13 protein-coding genes are annotated in these 15,315 nt (G+C 67.3%); 7 read left to right on the top strand and 6 right to left on the bottom strand.

All coding sequences use genetic code 11. The features are described from left to right. The first annotated feature begins 12 nt into the window (after window positions 1-12). Window positions 13-2,301 (top strand): NADP-dependent malic enzyme, encoded by a 2,289-nt coding sequence (locus BAU07_RS21535; protein WP_066662289.1) that lies wholly within the window; start codon window positions 13-15, stop codon window positions 2,299-2,301. 302 nt (window positions 2,302-2,603) lie between these two features. Continuing rightward, window positions 2,604-3,068: a barstar family protein gene (locus BAU07_RS21530; protein ID WP_066662288.1), complete on the top strand. Its 465-nt coding sequence runs from the start codon at window positions 2,604-2,606 to the stop codon at window positions 3,066-3,068. A gap of 91 nt (window positions 3,069-3,159) precedes the next feature. Here BAU07_RS21530 and BAU07_RS21525 read toward each other — a convergent pair whose 3' ends face one another. Continuing rightward, window positions 3,160-3,900 (bottom strand): 16S rRNA (uracil(1498)-N(3))-methyltransferase, encoded by a 741-nt coding sequence (locus BAU07_RS21525; protein WP_066662287.1) that lies wholly within the window; start codon window positions 3,898-3,900, stop codon window positions 3,160-3,162. Between the two features lie 380 nt (window positions 3,901-4,280). Between BAU07_RS21525 and tkt the strand changes: the two genes are divergently transcribed. The 3 genes from tkt (at window position 4,281) to BAU07_RS21510 (ending at window position 8,724) form a co-directional block, all read left to right on the top strand. After that, the gene (gene tkt / locus BAU07_RS21520) at window positions 4,281-6,326 is read left to right on the top strand and encodes a transketolase (RefSeq protein WP_066662285.1); all 2,046 of its coding nucleotides are present in this window, start codon (window positions 4,281-4,283) and stop codon (window positions 6,324-6,326) included. 16 nt (window positions 6,327-6,342) lie between these two features. Beyond that, window positions 6,343-7,353: a type I glyceraldehyde-3-phosphate dehydrogenase gene (gap, locus tag BAU07_RS21515; protein ID WP_066662283.1), complete on the top strand. Its 1,011-nt coding sequence runs from the start codon at window positions 6,343-6,345 to the stop codon at window positions 7,351-7,353. A gap of 174 nt (window positions 7,354-7,527) precedes the next feature. Next, window positions 7,528-8,724: a phosphoglycerate kinase gene (locus BAU07_RS21510; RefSeq protein WP_066662280.1), complete on the top strand. Its 1,197-nt coding sequence runs from the start codon at window positions 7,528-7,530 to the stop codon at window positions 8,722-8,724. Window positions 8,725-8,758: 34 nt separating this feature from the next. Here BAU07_RS21510 and yfcF read toward each other — a convergent pair whose 3' ends face one another. The 4 genes from yfcF to BAU07_RS21490 all read right to left on the bottom strand — a co-directional run bounded on the left by yfcF (window position 8,759) and on the right by BAU07_RS21490 (window position 12,211). After that, on the bottom strand, window positions 8,759-9,388 hold the full coding sequence (gene yfcF, locus BAU07_RS21505) for a glutathione transferase (protein WP_157122379.1): 630 nt from the start codon (window positions 9,386-9,388) through the stop codon (window positions 8,759-8,761). A 123-nt stretch (window positions 9,389-9,511) separates the two neighbouring features. After that, window positions 9,512-11,203 carry a sensor domain-containing diguanylate cyclase gene (locus BAU07_RS21500; RefSeq protein ID WP_084025906.1) on the bottom strand — a complete coding sequence of 564 codons (1,692 nt, stop codon included), beginning with the start codon at window positions 11,201-11,203 and terminating at the stop codon, window positions 9,512-9,514. 181 nt (window positions 11,204-11,384) lie between these two features. After that, complete coding sequence (locus BAU07_RS21495; RefSeq protein WP_157122377.1) at window positions 11,385-11,738, bottom strand: Hsp20/alpha crystallin family protein; 354 nt, start codon at window positions 11,736-11,738, stop codon at window positions 11,385-11,387. A gap of 29 nt (window positions 11,739-11,767) precedes the next feature. Next, window positions 11,768-12,211: an Hsp20/alpha crystallin family protein gene (locus tag BAU07_RS21490; RefSeq protein ID WP_066662258.1), complete on the bottom strand. Its 444-nt coding sequence runs from the start codon at window positions 12,209-12,211 to the stop codon at window positions 11,768-11,770. Between the two features lie 211 nt (window positions 12,212-12,422). Here BAU07_RS21490 and BAU07_RS21485 point away from each other — a divergent pair, with 211 nt between their 5' ends. Continuing rightward, on the top strand, window positions 12,423-13,367 hold the full coding sequence (locus BAU07_RS21485; protein ID WP_066662247.1) for a DnaJ C-terminal domain-containing protein: 945 nt from the start codon (window positions 12,423-12,425) through the stop codon (window positions 13,365-13,367). Between the two features lie 139 nt (window positions 13,368-13,506). Here BAU07_RS21485 and BAU07_RS21480 read toward each other — a convergent pair whose 3' ends face one another. Continuing rightward, window positions 13,507-14,262: a GNAT family N-acetyltransferase gene (locus tag BAU07_RS21480; protein ID WP_157122375.1), complete on the bottom strand. Its 756-nt coding sequence runs from the start codon at window positions 14,260-14,262 to the stop codon at window positions 13,507-13,509. Window positions 14,263-14,612: 350 nt separating this feature from the next. Between BAU07_RS21480 and mog the strand changes: the two genes are divergently transcribed. Continuing rightward, window positions 14,613-15,254 carry a molybdopterin adenylyltransferase gene (mog, locus tag BAU07_RS21475; protein WP_084025905.1) on the top strand — a complete coding sequence of 214 codons (642 nt, stop codon included), beginning with the start codon at window positions 14,613-14,615 and terminating at the stop codon, window positions 15,252-15,254. Window positions 15,255-15,315: the final 61 nt, after the last annotated feature.

Raw genomic sequence — 15,315 nt, 5'->3', positions numbered from 1 at the left:
TATCAAGCGATCATGGACGCCAATCTGCGCAAGGCCGCGCTCGAGTATCACGAGCAAGACCGCCCCGGCAAGATCTCGGTCACACCGACCAAGCAACTGACCAACCAACGTGATCTGGCCCTGGCCTACACGCCAGGCGTGGCGGCGGCCTGCGAAGAAATCGTCGCCGACCCGGTGAACGCGTTCCGCTATACCAGCCGCGGCAACCTGGTCGGCGTGATCACCAACGGTACGGCAGTGCTCGGCCTGGGCAATATCGGCGCGCTGGCGTCCAAGCCGGTCATGGAAGGCAAGGCTGTCCTGTTCAAGAAATTCGCCGGCCTGGACGTCTTCGATATCGAGATCAGCGAAACCGATCCGGACAAGCTCGTCGAGATCATCGCGGGCCTGGAACCGACGTTCGGCGGCATCAACCTGGAAGACATCAAGGCGCCCGAGTGCTTCGTGGTGGAGCGCAAGCTGCGCGAGCGCATGAAAATCCCGGTCTTCCATGACGACCAGCACGGCACCGCGATTACGGTCTGTGCCGCCTTCATCAACGGCCTGAAGGTGGTGGGCAAGGACATCACCGGCGTCAAGGTGGTGGCGTCCGGCGCGGGTGCGGCGGCGCTGGCCTGCCTCGACCTGATGGTGGACCTGGGCCTGCCCCTGGAAAACGTCTGGGTCACGGACATCGAAGGCGTGGTCTACGAGGGGCGCGTCGCGCTGATGGACCCCGACAAGGCGCGTTTCGCGCGCAAGACCGACAAGCGCAAGCTCGCTGAAGTCATCGAAGGCGCCGATGTGTTCCTGGGCCTGTCGGCGGGCAATGTGCTCAAGCCGGACATGGTCGCGGCGATGGCGGCGCGGCCGCTTATCCTGGCGCTGGCCAATCCCACGCCGGAGGTCCTGCCCGAAGTGGTCAAGAGCGTGCGCGATGACGCCGTCATGGCGACCGGCCGCTCGGACTATCCCAACCAGGTCAACAACGTCCTGTGTTTCCCCTACATCTTCCGCGGCGCCATGGACGTGGGCGCCACGACGATTACGCGCGGCATGGAAAAAGCCGCGGTCTATGCCATCGCCGGATTGGCGCAGGAAGAACAGAGCGAAGTCGTGGCCGCGGCCTATGGCACCTTCGACCTGTGTTTCGGTCCCGAATACTTCATCCCCAAGCCCTTCGATCCGCGCCTGATCGTGCGCATCGCCCCCGCCGTCGCCCGCGCCGCGATGGAAGAGGGCGTGGCGACGCGCCCGCTGGCCGACATGGACAGCTACGTCGAACAACTGCAGCAGTTCGTGTACCACTCCGGGGCCTTCATGAAGCCGCTGTTCGCGGCGTCCAAGCGTCTGGTGCGTGAAGGCGCCAAGGCGCGCATCGTCTACACCGAAGGCGAAGACGAGCGCGTCCTGCGTGCGGTGCAGGTCGTCGTCGACGAAGGCCTGGCCAAACCCATTCTGGTTGGCCGCCCGTCCGTGCTGGCCGCGCGCATCGAGCGCCTGGGCCTGCGCATCCGCCTGGGCGAGGACGTCGAAGTCACCAATCCGGAATACGACGAGCGTTTCCATCGCTACTGGACGACGTACTGGGAGCTCATGTGCCGCCGCGGCATCACGAAGGAGATGGCGCGCGTCGAGATGCGGCGCCGCCTGACCCTGATCGGCGCGATGATGGTGTATCTGGGCGACGCCGACGGCCTCATCTGCGGCACGGTAGGCGCCTACGCCGATCACCTGCGCTTCGTCGACGAAGTCATCGGCAAGCGTCCGGGCAGCAATGTCTACGCCGCCATGAGCATCCTGCTGCTGGCCGAACGCACCGTGGTGCTGGTGGACACGCACATCAACGAAGAGCCGAGCGCCGAACAGATCGCCGAGTTCACCATTGCCGCCGCGCAGGAAATGGGTCGCATGAACCTGGCGGCGAAGGTCGCGCTGCTGTCGCGTTCCAACTTCGGCTCGGGCAGTTCCTCGTCGGGCGCCAAGATGCGCGCGGCGCTGCAGATCGTGCGCGACCGTGCGCCCGACATCGAGATCGACGGGGAAATGCACGGCGACTGCGCGCTGGACGAAGAACTGCGTCTGCGCATCCTGCCGTCTTCCACGCTCAAGGGAACGGCGAATCTGCTGGTGTGTCCCAATGTGGACTCCGGCAACATTGCGTACAACCTGCTGAAGACCGCCGCGGGCGGCAACGTCGCCGTGGGACCCTTCCTGCTCGGCGCCAATGCGCCCGTGCACATCCTTACATCGAGTTCCACCGTGCGCCGCATCGTCAACATGACGGCGCTGACCGTGGTGGACGCCAACAACCGCCGCTGACGCGGCGCGGTCCGACAGGCAGGGCGCACCTGGCGGTGCGCCCTGTTTTTTTGGGCCTGTCGCGGGCAAACCACGGCGTCCTACCGTGCGGCGGCCAGGCGGGCGGCGACGTAATTTTTCTGCCCGTTCTCATCCCGCACGGTGTATCTTGCGACTCCATGCCGCCCCGGCCACGACGCGCTTCGGGCAGCGGCACGAAAACGTGTCGCGGCGATTGATCGTTCCGGCGTATGCCGATACGATGCAGCGTATCGCCGCCGACGGGACGCGGTGGACTTCACGATTTTGCAGGAGGGCCGAGCATGGCCAGAACCGGTCAGCCCGCATTGCAGCGGCAGTTGCAGCGTGGCGGCGAGCTCGACGCTGCTGCGCTGGACAAGCAATCGGTGGTCGATGCCGCCAGCGACCTGCGGGCGGCGTTTTTCGTGGCGGACTGCGATCGCGCGCGCAGCCGTTCTGCTGTGCTCCGCGCCATCGCCAAGGCAGTCGATTTCCCCATGCACTTCCGCAGCTTCGACGAACTGTCGGATTGCCTCTGCGATACGGTGCTCGATCAGAAAGTCGGCGTCGTGCTGTGGCTGCACAAGCTGCATTCGGGCGACCCGGCGCTGGAAGAGGATGCGGCGAACATCCTGGCGGTGTGCCAGGACGTGGTCGAATATGCCCGCGAAAACGGCCGCCTGTTTGCCTACGTCGTCGAGCACGCCGGCGCCCACCCGGCCGCCGAACCGGGCGTGGCCGCGGCGCCCTATGGCGAGGCGGACTAGTCCCTGCGGCCGCGCTCCTGCTTGATGCGCGCGTCATCGATGCCTTTTTCCCGCATGGGAATTTCCCGCGTGCTCCCGCTGTGAGCCCGTCCTAGGCGTCATTCCATCCCAGCAGCGCCGTCGCCGCCGCGACCAGTGCCAGTCCCGCGGTTTCGGTACGCAGCACGCGCGGGCCGAAGCCCACGGTGACGGCCCCGGCGGACGTGGCCGCGGCCCGCTCGCCATCCGTCCATCCGCCTTCGGGGCCCACCAGCAGACATAGGGCCTGCTGGGCGTCGGGTGCGCGCAGCGCCTGCGATAAGGGGGCCCCCTGTTCGGGATGGCAGATGGCTCGCATCCCGGCAGCCGGCGTGGCAAGCCATTGTTCGAGCGTCATCACGGTTTCGATGCGCATGATGCGGTTGCGGCCGCACTGCTCGCTGGCCGCCACGGCGATGCGGCGCCAATGCGCGAGCCGCTTGTCCTGTCTGTCCCCGGTCAATTGCAGGACGCTGCGTTGCGCCGCGACGGGAACCAGTTGCTGCACCCCGAGTTCGACGGCTTTTTCGACGATCCAGTCCATTTTGTCGCCGGATGGCAAGCCCTGGACCAGCGTCATGCCGCCCGCCAGTTCCGCTTCGCGCGCGTCGTGCGCGCCCAGTTCGGCGTGCGCGGTGCGGCCGGCCACGCGCAGGGTCGCCGGGTAGGATCCGCCGTGCCCGTCGAACAGCACCAGCGCGTCGCCGTCGCGCAGGCGCAGGACGCGTACGGCGTGGTGAGCGAGGGCATCGGGCAGTTCGATGCGCGCGTGGGGCGACAGGGCGAAAGGGCAGTAGAAGCGTGGGCTGGGCATGTCGATGGTTGCGGTACGCCGGTGGCAAAGTCGCAAGAAAGATGGAGGTCCAGGGCAGCGGCAGGGCCACCCGCTTCGGCATTTGCCGTGGCCCGGCGGCCGGGGCGGATCGCCAGCCCGTATTCTGAGGCATGCCGAACCATCCCGTCGCCGAGGCGTTTCCATGCAGCGCCCGGCGCCTGCCGCCGCGCGGGCCGCCGGACGAAGCGGCGCGGCATCGCGCCGTCCCTGCAGCCGCCCGAACGGCCCACCGCGTACTAGGCCGCCCGGCCGAGGGCGGGGCGGCGGCCGGGCGGCGTGCGGGTGCTAAAATCGTGAGCTCTTCAAACCCTATACCCGGCCCTTTTTTTCAGCCGCGCCGGGAGACGAGCCCTTCCAGAATGAGCAATCCCACCGCCCGACAACCCACATTGGCGGATGCCGTCCGCGCCCTGGCGATGGATGCCGTGCAACAGGCGAATTCAGGGCACCCGGGTGCTCCCATGGGCATGGCGGAGATCGCCCAGGCCTTGTGGACGCGCCACCTGCGCCACAATCCCTCCGATACCACCTGGCCTGACCGCGACCGCTTCGTGTTGTCCAACGGCCACGGTTCCATGCTGCTCTACGCCTTGCTGCACCTGACCGGCTATGACCTGCCGATCGAAGAGCTCAAGAATTTCCGCCAGTTGCACTCGCGCACGCCCGGTCATCCCGAGGTCGGCATCACCGCCGGCGTGGAAACCACTACCGGCCCCCTGGGCCAGGGCTTGGGCAATGCCGTGGGCATGGCGCTGGCCGAAGCGCTGCTCGCCGCGGAATTCAACCGTCCCGGGCATGCGCTGGTGGACCACCACACGTATGCCTTCGTGGGTGACGGCTGCCTCATGGAAGGCATTTCGCACGAGGTCGCCTCGCTGGCCGGGACGCTCAAGCTGTCCAAGCTGATCGTCCTGTACGACGACAATGGCATTTCCATCGACGGCAAGGTCGAAGCCTGGTTCGGCGACGATACGGCCAGGCGCTTCGAAGCCTACGGCTGGAACGTCATCCGCGGCGTGGACGGCCATGACGTGGACCAGGTGGATGCCGCCATCCGCCAGGCCCGCGGCCATGCGGCCAGCCATGGCGGTCCCACGCTGATTGCGTGCCGCACCGTCATCGGCAAGGGCGCGCCCAATATGGCGGGCACCGACAAGGTCCACGGCGCGCCCCTGGGCAAGGACGAAATCGCGGCGACGCGCGCCGCGCTGAACTGGCCGCACGCGCCCTTCGTCATTCCTTCCGAAATCTACGAAGCCTGGGATGCGCGCCGCGCCGGCGCCACCGCGCAGCACGATTGGCAGTCGCGTTTCGACGCCTACGCGGGGCAGTTTCCGGCAGAGGCGGCGGAGTTCAAGCGCCGCATGAAGGGCGAACTGCCGGCCGATTTCGCCGCCAGGGCCCAGGCCTTCATCGCCCAGACGGTGGAAAAGGCCGAAACCGTCGCCACGCGCAAGGCGTCGCAGTATGCGATCGCCGCGCTGGCCGACGCGCTGCCGGAACTGCTGGGCGGTTCGGCCGACCTGACCGGTTCCAACTACACCGACTGGAAGGGCGTGAAGCCCGTGCGCGCCGGCGAACAGGCGATACAGTCCGGTCGCCACATCAACTACGGTGTGCGCGAGTTCGGCATGGCCGCGATCATGAACGGCATTGCGCTGCATGGCGGCTACCTGCCCTTCGGCGGCACCTTCCTGACGTTCTCGGATTATTCGCGCAATGCGCTGCGCATGGCCGCGCTGATGAAGCAGCGCGTGGTCCATGTCTTCACGCACGATTCGATCGGGCTGGGAGAAGACGGCCCCACGCACCAATCCATCGAGCATGCCAACAGCCTGCGCCTGATTCCCAACCTTTCGGTCTGGCGTCCTTGCGACACCGCCGAGACGGCCGTGGCCTGGATCGAGGCGGTGAAGCGTCCCGCCAGCATCGGCATGGCCGTGCACGACGGCGGTCCGACGGCCTTGCTGCTGTCGCGCCAGAACCTGCCCTTCGTGCAGCGCGATGCGGAAACGCTCGCGGCCATTGCGCGCGGCGGCTATGTCCTGCGCGACGCGCAGGAGGCGCGCGCGGTCATCATCGCCACCGGGTCGGAAGTCGCGCTGGCGCTGGCGGCGCAGGATCTGCTGGCCAAGGACGGCGTGGCCGTCCGCGTGGTTTCCATGCCCAGCACGGATGTCTTCGACAGGCAGGACGCCGCATGGCGCGGCAGCGTCCTGCCCAAAGGCTTGCCGCGTGTCGCGGTCGAGGCCGGCACGACGGGCTTGTGGCACAAGTACGTGGGCCTGGAAGGCGCCGTCGTCGGCATCGACCGCTACGGCGAGTCGGCGCCGGCCGGCACGCTCTTCCCATTTTTCGGACTGACCGCGGAGAAAGTCGCCGAGGCCGTCAAACAGGTTTTGTAAACGAGGAGAACGAGTCATGACCATACGCGTTGCCATCAACGGCTACGGCCGCATCGGACGCAATGTCCTGCGTGCCCACTACGAAAGCGGCAAGAAGCACGACATCGAGATCGTCGCCATCAACGACCTGGGCGATCCCAAGACCAATGCCCATCTGACGCGCTACGACACCGCCCATGGCAAGTTCCCCGGCAAGGTGGAGGTCGAGGGCGACTACATGGTCGTCAATGGCGACAAGATCCGTGTGCTGGCCAACCGCAACCCGGCCGAACTGCCCTGGGGCGACCTGAAGGTGGACGTGGTGCTGGAATGCACCGGCTTCTTCACCACCAAGGAAAAGGCCAGCGCGCACCTGAAGGGCGGCGCCAAGAAGGTCATCATCTCGGCACCGGGCGGCAAGGACGTCGACGCCACCATCGTGTACGGCGTCAACCACACCACGCTGAAGCCCGAGCACACGGTCATCTCCAACGCCTCGTGCACGACCAACTGCCTGGCCCCGCTGGTCAAGCCGCTGAACGACGAACTGGGCGTGGTGTCCGGCCTGATGACCACCATCCACGCCTACACCAACGACCAGGTCTTGACCGACGTCTACCACGAGGACCTGCGCCGGGCCCGTTCCGCCACCCACAGCATGATCCCCACCAAGACCGGCGCCGCCGCGGCGGTGGGCCTGGTGCTGCCCGAGCTGAACGGCAAGCTGGACGGCTACGCCATCCGCGTGCCGACCATCAATGTGTCGATCGTCGACCTGTCCTTCATCGCCAAGCGCGAAACCAGCGTCGAGGAAGTCAACGGCATCCTGAAGTCCGCTTCGCAGGGCGCGCTCAAGGGCATCCTGGAGTACAACACCGAACCCCTGGTCTCGGTGGACTACAACCACAACCCGGCGTCCAGCACCTTCGATGCCACGCTGACCAAGGTGTCGGGCACGCTGGTCAAGGTCTCGTCCTGGTACGACAACGAGTGGGGCTTCAGCAACCGTATGCTGGACACCACCGTTGCCCTGATGTCCGCGAAGTAATCCGCGTATTCGCGCTGCGATGACGCGAAGCCGGCGTGGCCCATGCCGCGCCGGCTTCGCTTCGGATGGCCGTCCTTCCGGCGGAGGGGGCTCGCGCGCCTCGGGATGGTCCTGCGCCGTCCCGCCGGTCTTGGCGTGGCGCCGTGCCGTCCGGGGAGACCCAGGAGAAAAAATATGCCCAAGGTAAATACGCTGTCCGCGCTGGCCCGGTCCGGCGCGCTGCAAGGCAAGCGGGTGTTCATCCGCGCCGACCTCAACGTGCCGTTCGACGACGCCGGCAACATCACCGAGGACACCCGCATACGTGCCTCCGTGCCGGGCATCCGCCTGGCCCTGGAAGCCGGCGCGGCCGTCATGGTCACCTCGCATCTGGGCCGGCCCAAGGAAGGGGTGCTGACCGATGCCGACAGCCTGGCGCCGGTGGGACGCCGGCTGGCGGAATTGCTCGGCATGGCGGTGCCGCTGGTGCGCGATTGGGTCGCGCAGGGCGTGCAGGTCGCGCCGGGGCAGGTGGTGCTGCTCGAAAATTGCCGGGTCAATGCCGGCGAGAAGAAGAACGACGAGGCGTTGTCGCGCAAGATGGCTGCGCTGTGCGACGTGTATGTCAACGACGCCTTCGGCACGGCGCATCGCGCCGAGGCCACGACGCACGGGATCGCGCGCTTCGCCGCGGTGGCGTGTGCCGGGCCGCTGCTGGAAGCCGAGCTGGACGCACTGGGTCGCGCGCTGCACGACCCCAAGCGGCCGCTGGTGGCCATCGTCGGCGGTTCCAAGGTGTCGACCAAGCTGAGCATCCTGCAATCGCTGGCCGGCAAGGTCGACCAGCTGGTCGTCGGGGGCGGCATCGCCAACACCTTCATGCTGGCCGCCGGCAAGTCCATCGGCAAGTCGCTGGCGGAAGCCGACCAGCGTGACCAGGCCGCCGCGGTGATCGACATGATGCAGAAGCGGGGCGCCGCGGTGCCGATACCCACGGATGTCGTTTGCGCGCCGTCATTCGGCGCCGACGCGCCGGCCACCGTGAAGCCGGCCGAGGCCATCGGTGCGGACGACATGGTGCTCGATATCGGCCCGCAAACCGCGCAGGCGCTGGCGGACATCCTGAAGAAGGCAGGCACCATCGTGTGGAACGGCCCGGTGGGCGTGTTCGAGTTCGAGCAGTTCTCGCACGGTACCGAGGTGATCGCGCGCGCCATCGCGGAATCGCCGGCGTTCTCGATCGCCGGCGGCGGCGATACCCTGGCCGCCATCGCCAAGTTCGGCATCACGGACAAGGTCGGGTATATCTCGACGGGCGGCGGCGCCTTCCTGGAGTTCCTCGAGGGCAAGACGCTGCCGGCGGTGGAAATCCTGCAGCAGCGGGCAGGCTGACCTGGCGTGTTCCCCGGGGCGGGGCCGGGCGGCCTCAGCCCCGGCTGGCGCGCCAGCGGCGGATGCCGGGATGTTCCCATTGCGCGGCGGCGTAGGCGCGCAGCGGCTCTGGGACTTCATCTCCCGGCTGGATCAGCCGGTTCAGCATCAGCGCCAGGTCCGTGTCCGCCAGCGACCATGCGCCGAACAGGTGTTCGCCCCCATGCGACAGCAGCGCCGTGGCGACGCGTATCAGGCGGGCCGCGTCGGCCTGGGCGGCGTCGCTCAGCGGCGGCGGCTGCCTGCCGTCGAACACCACGTCCGTGGGACGCTCACTGCGCAAGGCCGCCAGGTCGCTGCGGAGCCAGGCCTGCGTCTGCCGCGCCTGGGCCCGGGGCCGCAGGTCGGCGGGATACAGCGCCGCATAGGCGGGTGGCGGAAAGGCCTGTTCCAGGTATTCCGCGATGGCGCTGGATTCGCTCAGGTAGAAATCCAGATGGGCCAGCACGGGCACCTTGCCGATAGGCGAGCGGCACAGATAGGGCGCCGTGCGCTGGTCGCCCTGCTCCAGGTCGACCAGCCGGACCTCGAAATCCAGTCCCTTCTCGACCAGCGCCACGTAGACGGACATCGCATAGGGGCTCAGGAATTGGGCGTCTACGTATAGGGTCAGCGGTACAGCCACAGTCTCCTCCGGTTAACCGGCAATTGCTCAATGCTGGCGGTTTTCCCGCCGTCTTGCAATGCGGCGTGTCTCCGGGATGTCGTCCGTACGGATGACTGTGGTTTCCATGTCGCGTCGCGGGCATCAGGCGGAGAGAACGGCGCGGTTGCGCCCGCGCTGCTTGGCACGGTACAGCGCGTGGTCCGCGCTCTCGATAACGGCCTGGATATCGTTGTCGCGCGCGCTGGCCACCGCGATCCCCAGGCTGATGGTGATGCGGATGGTCACGTGATGGTATTCCACGGGGGTTTCCTGCACGTTCCGGCGCATGCGCTCCGCGGTCGCCAGCACGGCCCCCGGGGAGGCGCCCGCCAGCAGGATGACGAATTCCTCGCCGCCAAAGCGTGCCACCAGGTCGTTCTCCCGTACGGAAGCGGTCAGGATTTCCCCGACCTTGCGGATGGTGGCGTCGCCCGCGCCATGGCCATGGTTGTCGTTCACCAGCTTGAAGAAGTCGATGTCGGCCATGATGATGGCGATCTGGCCCAGGCGCGCGCTTTGTTCGGCCACGCGGGTGGCGGCCGCATAGAGGAAAGAGCGCCGGTTCAAGAGGCCGGACAGCGGGTCGATGCCGGCCGCGCGCCGCAGCTCACTGATTTCCTGGACGTAGCGCTGTTCGTCCATCTGGGCGCGTCGCTGCACGTGCTCGGCACGCGCCTGTTCGACGTCGAGGCGACGCATCAGCGAACGCAGCGCGGCCGACAGGTTGACGATTTCGCGGGCGCCGGCCAGGCGCGGCAGCATGGTGACCGTATCGTCGCGCCCAAGATGGCGCGCCGCCAGGGTCAGCTCGCGCAGCGGCCGTGCGATGCGCTTGGAGATCACCCACATCAAGCCTACGCCCAGCACGCTGATCAGGACGCTCAGGATCAGCACCCGCCACTCCAGGCGCCGTACCGCGGCGTAGGCGTCGCGGGCCGGCTGGTGGGCGATGATGATCCAGTTGCGGCCCGGGTAGTCGCGGTAGCCGGACGCCAGGGCGAAGCCGGTCAGCATTTCGCCGTCGTCGGTCTGCCATTCGAAATAACCCTTGCCCGAGGCGCGCATGTGGGCAATCTGCTCCGCGCTGTAGGGCCGGCTGCCCAGCCGGGGGCCCAGCAACATGGTGCCGTCGGCGGACAGGATCCACAGATCCCGGACCCCGCCGGAGCTGTCGGATTCCAGCATGGCGCGCCGCACATCGGCCGCCCAGGTCCAGCTCAGGTGCGCCCCGAGGACGCCCACCAGCCGTCCATCGTCCATGATGGGCGCGGAAATCTCCACGAAGCGAAAACCCTTGCCGCGCGGACGATCCAGGAGCTCGTTCAACATGTCGGATTCGCGCACGTCGCCGATGGTGGGCGCCTCGCGTCCACGCATGAACCAATGCCGCATGGCGACCGATTGCCCTTCCAGCCGCGCGCCGCTGGCCGCGATCACCAGCCCCTCCGGGCTGGTGACGCCGATCCAGGCGTAGTCGTTCATGGATAGCTGCCGTCCGGTCAGCAGCGTGCGCAAGGCATCGCGGTTCATGGTGCGCGTCGTGGGCGCTTCGGATAGATTGCGGATTTCGCGGAACCGTTCGAACATGTCCCGGTCCAGCGTGCGGGCCATGGCGCCGGCGATGTCCGCCACATGCTGTTCGATCAGGTCGCGTGTCTGCCGTTGGCCCATGTACACCGCGCCGCCTGCTGCCGCCGCCACCAGCGCCAGGCACAGCGTGCCGGCGAGCAGGATGATCTGCTGCTGTATGGTGAGGGGTTGGCGAGGGTGCAAACGGCTGGCCCGAGCTGACATGAACGGCACCCATTCTGTCGCAAAGGCTGACCGCGCGCTACATAAAGGCAGCCGCGTCGCGACATAAGGCCCCGATTGTTGTTTGTGTGCAGGCCGGCTGGCGCGGGCCGGCCAGTCGTGGCCATCGGGCCGGCGGCCAGCGGCTGGCCGGCATCTGCGCGCCGGTCAGCCGTCGCCGCTGCTAGCCCGCCGCGATCTCGATACGGCGCGGCTGCGCCCGCTCGCGCTTGGGAATCCGCAGCTTCAGCACGCCGTCGCGCGATTCCGCCTCGATGCGGCCGCTGTCCAGCTCGCGGCTCAGCGTGAAGGCGCGCCGGAAGCGGGTCGCCGACATTTCGCTGTGGACCGCCTGGCCTGCAGCGGCCGGGGCCATTTCCCCCTCGATTTTCAGGGTATCTCCATCCACGTCGATAGCCAGCCTGTCTTTCGGTACGCCCGGCATGTCGGCCAGCAGCGTCAGGCCGGTGTCGTCCTCGAACACGTCCACGCGCGGCGACAGGGCGGGCGCCGTGCCCGTGGCAGAGGTCTGGTTCATGGTGTTTCTCCTCGGCATTTCGTGCAGGTTCATTGGATTTCGATGCGGCGCGGCTGTTCGCTGCCGCGGCGGTTGACGGCGATGCGCAGGACGCCATCGGTATAGCGGGCCGAGACGGTCTCCGGATCTACGTCATCCGAAAGGCTAATCGCCCGTTTGAAGCGGCCGGTGTAGCGTTCGGTGGCGTAGGTGCTGGTGCCGCCGTTTTCGGCGGGCAGGGTCGACTCGCGTTCTCCGCTGATGGTCAGCACGCCGCGGTCGACCTGGACGTCGAGTTTGGCGGGGTCGGCGCCCGGCACGAATACGTCGATCAGGACCGCGTCGTCATTGCGCGAGATGTTGATGGGCGGGTAGGCCCGCGATACGGCGCGGATACTGCTGGGCTGCGCGCCCCATACCGGGCTCAGCGCGCGTTGCAGCCGCTCGAACTCGGCGAAGAGTCCGGTCGGAAAATGAAGGAGCGGTTCGTACATGGCAGTGTTTCTCCGTATTGCCTGGATGTCACGTATGTAGGCGCCGCTTTGGCGTTTTCAAGTTGACAAGTTGAAAAAGTACACACCAACCCTACGTAAACAGCATCCGGACCCGCGGCGCGTTCCGGCGTTGCGGATCCCCACCGACAATCGACGGTGGCCGCATCGGCCAGCAGCCGAAGCAGGTCACCTTGATATGTGAGCAAGCGATATGGAGTTCAAGGACTATTACGGGATACTTGGCGTCGAGCGCGGTGTGTCCGACGAAGACCTTCGCCGGGCGTATCGGAAGCTGGCTCGCCAATTCCATCCGGACGTCAGCAAGGAACCGAACGCCGAAGGCCGCATGCGGGACATCAACGAGGCCTACGATGTATTGCGCGACCCCGCCAAGCGGGCCGCCTACGACGATCTGGCGGCGGGTGTGTCCGCGACGGCATCGGCCGGGGGCGGCTTTCGCGCGCGACGCGGCTGGGACGAGGGCTTCGAGTTCAGCTCGGCCGGCAGCGGCGAGGACGCCGATTTCAGCGAGTTTTTCTCCTCGCTCTTCGGCAGCGGTGCACGGCGTCGTTCGTCGCGGGGATTCCGCGCCAGCGGCGAGGACCACCACGCCACCATCGAAGTCGACCTGGAGGACACCCTTCATGGTGCGACGCGGGAGATCAGCCTGCGTTCCATGCAAATGGACGCCCAGGGGCGGCCGCGCCTGCGGCAACGCAAGCTGAGCGTGCGCATTCCCCCCGGCATCCGCGAAGGCCAGCGCATCCGCCTGTCCGGGCAGGGCATGCCGGGCTACGCCGGCGAGCCGGCCGGCGACCTGTACCTGGAGGTTCGCCTCAAGCCGCATCGCTTGTATCGGGTGGACGGGCGCGACCTGTCCCTGACCTTGCCCGTGGCGCCCTGGGAAGCCGCGCTGGGCGCCACCGTGACCGCCCCCACACCCGGCGGTCCCGTGGAGGTCGCGGTGCCGGCCGGCTCGCGCAGCGGGAGCAAGCTGCGCTTGAAAGGCCGGGGCCTGCCCGGCCAACCGCCCGGCGACCTGTACCTGGAGCTGGAGATCGCCTTGCCGCCGGCCGATAGTCCGGCGGCCCGCGAGGCCTACCGCGAGCTGGCGCGCGCGGCGCCGTTCGATCCACGCGCCAAACTGGGCGCATAGGGCCGCGCCGAGGGCCGGTGCCCGCCTGCCGCGCGGTGCCCCCGCAAGTCGACGGCCATAGAGATCCAACGCCCTGTGGCCCCTGAGGCAGGCCCGTCAGGATTTCTACGGCAGTTCACCGACCCGGGGTTTCCGTAAATCACGGGGCCATAACCCTGACGTGGTTAACCCTGACATAGGTCGGGGTGAATCCGGCCCGGACATAATTCGAAAACGAAGTGTGCTGCGCCTCCATGCCGACGTCGGGTTGTCCCGTTTCCGCGGTGAATGCTTTGGCGCCGAGCTCCATGCCGCGACGTAGGCGTGCCTGGATCAAATGCGATTGCACCCCACGGCCACGGAAATCCGCCAGGGTGGTATCCGCGCCCATCCATGCCCAGCCATTCGCCGTGTAGAGCGCGCCGCACCCCACTGGCGCGTCGTCCCAATAAGCGATCGCTACGCTCCAATTGGGCCGGCCGACAAGTGCGGCGAACCACCTTCCCACGCTCTCCGGCAGACCGAAACCGGCGCTCACGAGATGGCCGAAGGTCGCGGCGTCCTTGCGCTCGGCAAAGGCGCTGCGCAGATGAGGCACCGCGGGAATGTCTACCGTTACCGGTGCATGGCGAAACTTGGCCCATCCGTTGCCCTTGGGCGCATACCCGCGCGCTTCCACAGCGCGACGCGTTTCGGCGTTCTCCGGCACATTCGGCAACTGTAGCGCCCAACCCGCTGCGCAGTTCCCTTCCATCCATTGGATCGCCTCATCGACTTCGGGCAGGGATGAGACGCCGATGATGCGAGCGAACTCGGGCACGATCAATCGGCCGTGCGCCAGACATGCCCCGTCGCCTATGCGTGTAGTGGCCAGGGAATTCTCGCGCGCGTAGTCTGTCGGCGCTGCCTTGTACATGTCGTGCCAGGCCGCGGCTTCGATACTCTCGATATTGTGGGACGAGGTACTGCTATTGCTCATGGAGGAATTCCAATGCCGGGGTTCATCGGTGTGTCGCAGGCGCCCGTCGATCCTGGCGCGCCGAGTCCTGGCCGGAGCATTGTAGGCATAGGGCCGCGATCGGCATGGCGCATGGGCAGTGCTTTCTTGGCTTGGCCGGTGGCGTCCGCTTACCAGGCACGCCCAGGGCAAGAACGTCCAAGGCCGTGCCCTGGCGGAGTGCGAACCGCAGAGGCAAAGCCGAGTCCCAGCCCCCTCCCATGCGGGAGTTATAGTTCGTTCATCCATCTACAGAATGCAGGTAATCCATGACTGAAGCCGTCACCCGCATGGTGCGCCGTCATCCCGACGAATTGCTGGTCGGACTCGTGTCCGTTTCCGACCGGGCCTCCCAGGGCAGCTATGAAGACCAGGGCATCCCGGCCTTGCGCGAATGGCTCACGGCAGCCTTGTCGTCGCCTTGGCAGGCGGTCGCGCGGCTGATTCCCGATGAAACCGCGCGGATTTCCGCGGCCCTGGTGGAACTGGTGGACCAGGCCGGATGCGACCTGGTGCTGACCACCGGTGGCACCGGCCCGGCCCGGCGCGATGTAACGCCCGAAGCCACGCTGGCGGTCGCCACCCGTGAGATGCCGGGATTCGGCGAGCAGATGCGGCAGATCAGCTTGAAGTTCGTGCCCACCGCCATCCTGTCGCGCCAGGTGGCGGTCCTGCGGGAGACGGCGGACCATGCCGCGCTGATCATCAACCTGCCGGGGCAGCCCAAGGCCATCAAGGAAACGCTGGAGGGGCTGCGGGACGGGCAGGGCGCGGTGCTGGCCCCCGGCATTTTCGCCGCGGTGCCCTATTGCATCGATCTGATCGGCGGGCCTTATATGGAGACCCGCGACGAAGTCGTCAAGGCGTTCCGGCCGAAGTCCGCGCTGCGCAAACAGCCGGACGCGGGTTGAGGGCCTGCCGGTTTCCCTCCGGACGCGGCCGGCGGGCGGCCCGTCCGCCGGCCGGCACGAC

Origin of the sequence: Bordetella flabilis (assembly GCF_001676725.1) — a bacterium.
Lineage (GTDB): Bacteria > Pseudomonadota > Gammaproteobacteria > Burkholderiales > Burkholderiaceae_B > Bordetella_C > Bordetella_C flabilis.
Note: the sequence above shows the minus strand (reverse complement) of the source record. Positions and strands in the feature narration are given on the sequence as shown.

Excerpts from the sequence above, each read along its gene's own strand:
- BAU07_RS21535 (WP_066662289.1), top strand. The coding sequence starts at position 13 with ATGGACGCCAATCTGCGCAAGGCCGCGCTCGAGTATCACGAGCAAGAC.
- BAU07_RS21530 (WP_066662288.1), top strand. The coding sequence starts at position 2,604 with ATGGCCAGAACCGGTCAGCCCGCATTGCAGCGGCAGTTGCAGCGTGGC.
- BAU07_RS21525 (WP_066662287.1), bottom strand. The coding sequence starts at position 3,900 with ATGCCCAGCCCACGCTTCTACTGCCCTTTCGCCCTGTCGCCCCACGCG.
- tkt (WP_066662285.1), top strand. The coding sequence starts at position 4,281 with ATGAGCAATCCCACCGCCCGACAACCCACATTGGCGGATGCCGTCCGC.
- gap (WP_066662283.1), top strand. The coding sequence starts at position 6,343 with ATGACCATACGCGTTGCCATCAACGGCTACGGCCGCATCGGACGCAAT.
- BAU07_RS21510 (WP_066662280.1), top strand. The coding sequence starts at position 7,528 with ATGCCCAAGGTAAATACGCTGTCCGCGCTGGCCCGGTCCGGCGCGCTG.
- BAU07_RS21500 (WP_084025906.1), bottom strand. The coding sequence starts at position 11,203 with ATGTCAGCTCGGGCCAGCCGTTTGCACCCTCGCCAACCCCTCACCATA.
- BAU07_RS21495 (WP_157122377.1), bottom strand. The coding sequence starts at position 11,738 with ATGAACCAGACCTCTGCCACGGGCACGGCGCCCGCCCTGTCGCCGCGC.
- BAU07_RS21490 (WP_066662258.1), bottom strand. The coding sequence starts at position 12,211 with ATGTACGAACCGCTCCTTCATTTTCCGACCGGACTCTTCGCCGAGTTC.
- BAU07_RS21485 (WP_066662247.1), top strand. The coding sequence starts at position 12,423 with ATGGAGTTCAAGGACTATTACGGGATACTTGGCGTCGAGCGCGGTGTG.
- BAU07_RS21480 (WP_157122375.1), bottom strand. The coding sequence starts at position 14,262 with ATGTACAAGGCAGCGCCGACAGACTACGCGCGCGAGAATTCCCTGGCC.
- mog (WP_084025905.1), top strand. The coding sequence starts at position 14,613 with ATGACTGAAGCCGTCACCCGCATGGTGCGCCGTCATCCCGACGAATTG.